The organism is Chitinophaga pendula (genome assembly GCF_020386615.1).
Classification (GTDB): domain Bacteria; phylum Bacteroidota; class Bacteroidia; order Chitinophagales; family Chitinophagaceae; genus Chitinophaga; species Chitinophaga pendula.
The window spans coordinates 5,557,501-5,562,500 of the sequence record NZ_CP077769.1 but is presented as its reverse complement, the minus strand read 5'-3'; the positions used below and the strand labels follow the sequence as shown (position 1 = coordinate 5,562,500).

Sequence of the window (5,000 nt, the reverse complement as noted above, 5' to 3'; positions counted from 1 at the left end):
AGCTTCGCTAGGAGTTGTGGAGTCATCGTTGAAATACCAACCTTCTGTTACTTAGAGTCTAATCCGGCAACGGAGACATTGTTTGGTGGGTAGTTTGACTGGGGTGGTCGCCTCCTAAAAAGTAACGGAGGCTCGCAAAGGTACCCTCAGTACGGTTGGTAATCGTACGCAGAGCGCATTAGTAAAAGGGTGCTTGACTGTGAGGCAAACAAGCCGAGCAGGAGCGAAAGCTGGCTAAAGTGATCCGGTGGTTCTGTATGGAAGGGCCATCGCTCAAAGGATAAAAGGTACTCCGGGGATAACAGGCTGATCTCCCCCAAGAGCTCATATCGACGGGGAGGTTTGGCACCTCGATGTCGGTTCGTCACATCCTGGGGCTGGAGAAGGTCCCAAGGGTTCGGCTGTTCGCCGATTAAAGTGGCACGTGAACTGGGTTCAGAACGTCGCAAGACAGTTCGGTCCCTATCTGTTGTGATCGTTAGTAAATTGCGAGGACATGACCTTAGTACGAGAGGACCGGGTCGTACGTACCGCTGGTGTATCAGTTGTGCCGCCAGGTGCAGTGCTGAGTAGCTATGTACGGACAGGATAAACGCTGAAAGCATCTAAGCGTGAAACCTACCTCAAGATGAGTTTACTTTTAAGGGCCGTCGCAGACTACGACGTTGATAGGCTATAGGTGTAAAGGTGGTAACATCAAAGCCAAGTAGTACTAATTGCCCGTAAGCTTTAATTTTATTTTATCTGAAAGTATACAACTTCCCAATATGTACCTTATTGCGCTGTGAGTCACGATGTCTGCAAAGCATCCAGTACTCCATACAAAACAGCAAAGATCTTATGGTGGTTTTGCCGAGGGTGTTCACCTCTTCCCATTCCGAACAGAGAAGTTAAGCCCCTCATGGCCGATGGTACTGCACCAAAATGCGGGAGAGTAGGTAGCCGCCGTAATTATTAAAAAGTCAAGTCCCGGCAGACTGTCGGGACTTCTTTTTCTCCTCTAAGCAAGGCTCATCCAAAATAAATACGGATAAAGATTTGTTTTTAATACTGCAAGAATCGTATCTTTGCAGTCCGCCTGAAAAAAAGCGGCTAGCTCTTTATACTGCTTACTCACCACTGTTTATAAACAGTCTTAATTTATAGAAGATTTTAAATCAATAAATTAAGTTGAGAAAATCTTGAAAAAAGATTTGGTGAAAAGAAAAAGTTGCGTATCTTTGCAACCCCAAACGGGACGGTAGCAAAAACGAAACGAAAAGTTCTTCTAAAGATAACACAAGATGTAGGCACAAGGCCAATGAGATCGGATCTCAAACATCGGCAAGATTTAAGGAAATGCATCAAGCATAGTACTTGAATAAAGTTCTTTGACATATTGGGAAAACAAGTTGTATACCGCAAGGTATTATACTGAAGATTTTTAAAGCGAATAAGGGCGCATGGTGGATGCCTAGGCTCTAGGAGGCGAAGAAGGACGTGGTAAGCTGCGATAAGCTACGGGGAGCTGCAAACGAGCAATATATCCGTAGATTTCCGAATGGGACAACCCAGTGCACTGAAGGTGCATTATCCGCAAGGAGGCCAACGCAGGGAACTGAAACATCTAAGTACCTGCAGGAAAAGAAAATAAATAATGATTCCCCAAGTAGTGGCGAGCGAACAGGGAAGAGCCCAAACCGGTCCGAAGCAATTCTGACCGGGGTTGTAGGACCACATTTAGAAAGTTAGATCAAGTTGAAGTATCTGGAAAGATACGCCACAGCAGGTGAAAGCCCTGTAGACAGAAATTCTGACGGACGAGTGGTATCCTGAGTAGCGCGGGACCGGAGAAATCCTGTGTGAATCTGCCAGCACCATCTGGTAAGGCTAAATACTCCCTAGAGACCGATAGTGAACCAGTACCGTAAGGGAAAGGTGAAAAGCACTTCGAACAGAAGAGTGAAATAGTTCCTGAAACCGTGCGCCTACAAGCGGTCGGAGCATAGCAATATGTGACGGCGTGCCTTTTGCATAATGAGCCTACGAGTTACTCCTCACTGGCGAGGTTAAGTACTTAAGTTACGGAGCCGCAGCGAAAGCGAGTTCTAACAGAGCGTACAGTCAGTGGGGGTAGACGCGAAACTTTGTGATCTATCCATGGGCAGGATGAAGGTTTGGTAACACAAACTGGAGGTCCGAACTCATTAGCGTTGAAAAGCTATGGGATGACCTGTGGATAGGGGTGAAAGGCCAATCAAACTGAGAGATAGCTCGTTCTCCCCGAAATGTTTTTAGGAACAGCCTCGGTAAGACAGACGTATCATAGAGGTAGAGCTACTAATTGGGCTAGGGGGCTTCACCGCCTACCAAACCCTAATAAACTCCGAATGCTATGATATATCGCCGGGAGTGAGGCTGTGGGCGCTAAGGTCCATGGCCGAGAGGGAAATAACCCAGATTAACAGCTAAGGTCCCTAATCGTATGTTAAGTTGATCAAACGCAGTTCGAACCCTAAAACAGCCAGGATGTTGGCTTGGAAGCAGCCATTCATTTAAAGAGTGCGTAACAGCTCACTGGTCGAGGGTTCGGGCACGGAAAATAATCGGGCATCAAACATACAACCGAAGCTTTAGGATCTACTGCTATAGCAGATGATCGGTAGGGGAGCATTCTAAACTGCATCGAAGGTGTATCGCGAGATATGCTGGAGCGTTTAGAAAAGAAAATGTAGGCATAAGTAACGATAAATAAGATGAAAAATCTTATCGCCGTAAGACTAAGGGTTCCTGATCAACGCTAATCGGATCAGGGTTAGTCGGGTCCTTAGGCAAACCCGAAAGGGGTAGCTGATGGCAAACTGGTGAATATTCCAGTACCTGCTATAATTTCGATGGGGTAACGGAGGAGTGAAAGATCCGCGTAGTTACGGAATACTACGTTAAAGGGTGTAGTTATATTCCTGGTAGGCAAATCCGCCGGGGATGATGAACCTGATAGTACCACAAAGCTTCGGCCGCGTGGATAGTGATCCTAAACCGACTTCCAAGAAAAACCTCTAAGGTTAGGTTATAGCAGCCCGTACCGTAAACCGACACAGGTAGTCGAGGAGAATATCCTAAGGCGCTCGAGTGATCCATGGTAAAGGAACTAGGCAAATTGACGCTGTAACTTCGGGATAAGGCGTACCGCAGTGATGCGGTCTCAGTAAAATGGTCCAACCAACTGTTTAACAAAAACACAGGGCCCTGCAAAATCGTAAGATGACGTATAGAGCCTGATACCTGCCCGGTGCTGGAAGGTTAAGGAAGGATGTTCGGCGCAAGCCAAAGCTTCTGACTGAAGCCCCAGTAAACGGCGGCCGTAACTATAACGGTCCTAAGGTAGCGAAATTCCTTGTCGGGTAAGTTCCGACCTGCACGAATGGTCTAATGAGTTGGACACTGTCTCTACCATGAGCTCGGTGAAATTGTAGTATCGGTGAAGATGCCGGTTAATCGCAACGGGACGGAAAGACCCCGTGAACCTTCACTACAACTTAACATTGATTTTGAGTGCCAGATGTGTAGGATAGTTGGGAGACTATGAAGCAGCTTCGCTAGGAGTTGTGGAGTCATCGTTGAAATACCAACCTTCTGTTACTTAGAGTCTAATCCGGCAACGGAGACATTGTTTGGTGGGTAGTTTGACTGGGGTGGTCGCCTCCTAAAAAGTAACGGAGGCTCGCAAAGGTACCCTCAGTACGGTTGGTAATCGTACGCAGAGCGCATTAGTAAAAGGGTGCTTGACTGTGAGGCAAACAAGCCGAGCAGGAGCGAAAGCTGGCTAAAGTGATCCGGTGGTTCTGTATGGAAGGGCCATCGCTCAAAGGATAAAAGGTACTCCGGGGATAACAGGCTGATCTCCCCCAAGAGCTCATATCGACGGGGAGGTTTGGCACCTCGATGTCGGTTCGTCACATCCTGGGGCTGGAGAAGGTCCCAAGGGTTCGGCTGTTCGCCGATTAAAGTGGCACGTGAACTGGGTTCAGAACGTCGCAAGACAGTTCGGTCCCTATCTGTTGTGATCGTTAGTAAATTGCGAGGACATGACCTTAGTACGAGAGGACCGGGTCGTACGTACCGCTGGTGTATCAGTTGTGCCGCCAGGTGCAGTGCTGAGTAGCTATGTACGGACAGGATAAACGCTGAAAGCATCTAAGCGTGAAACCTACCTCAAGATGAGTTTACTTTTAAGGGCCGTCGCAGACTACGACGTTGATAGGCTATAGGTGTAAAGGTGGTAACATCAAAGCCAAGTAGTACTAATTGCCCGTAAGCTTTAATTTTATTTTATCTGAAAGTATACAACTTCCCAATATGTACCTTATTGCGCTGTGAGTCACGATGTCTGCAAAGCATCCAGCACTCCATACAAAACAGCAAAGATCTTATGGTGGTTTTGCCGAGGGTGTTCACCTCTTCCCATTCCGAACAGAGAAGTTAAGCCCCTCATGGCCGATGGTACTGCACCAAAATGCGGGAGAGTAGGTAGCCGCCGTAATTATTAAAAAGTCAAGTCCCGGCAGACTGTCGGGACTTCTTTTTCTCCTCTAAGCAAGGCTCATCCAAAATAAATACGGATAAAGATTTGTTTTTAATACTGCAAGAATCGTATCTTTGCAGTCCGCCTGAAAAAAAGCGGCTAGCTCTTTATACTGCTTACTCACCACTGTTTATAAACAGTCTTAATTTATAGAAGATTTTAAATCAATAAATTAAGTTGAGAAAATCTTGAAAAAAGATTTGGTGAAAAGAAAAAGTTGCGTATCTTTGCAACCCCAAACGGGACGGTAGCAAAAACGAAACGAAAAGTTCTTCTAAAGATAACACAAGATGTCGGCACAAGGCCAACGAGATCGGATCTCAAACATCGGCAAGATTTAAGGAAATGCATCAAGCATAGTACTTGAACAAAGTTCTTTGAAAGTTAGGAAACAACAGCAGGTTATATGTCTTCGGATATATAATCAAGCATCAGG

4 rRNA genes (1 of these 4 running past the window's edge) are annotated in these 5,000 nt (G+C 46.3%); all 4 read left to right on the top strand.

Annotated features, from left to right (window positions below):
* Positions 1-736: ribosomal RNA gene (locus KTO58_RS20525) — 23S ribosomal RNA — on the top strand (it extends 2,149 nt beyond the left edge of the window).
* Positions 737-839: 103 nt separating this feature from the next.
* Positions 840-951: ribosomal RNA gene (gene rrf, locus KTO58_RS20520) — 5S ribosomal RNA — on the top strand.
* A gap of 471 nt (positions 952-1,422) precedes the next feature.
* Positions 1,423-4,307: ribosomal RNA gene (locus KTO58_RS20515) — 23S ribosomal RNA — on the top strand.
* A gap of 103 nt (positions 4,308-4,410) precedes the next feature.
* A 5S ribosomal RNA gene (gene rrf, locus KTO58_RS20510) occupies positions 4,411-4,522 on the top strand.
* Positions 4,523-5,000 lie beyond the last annotated feature (478 nt).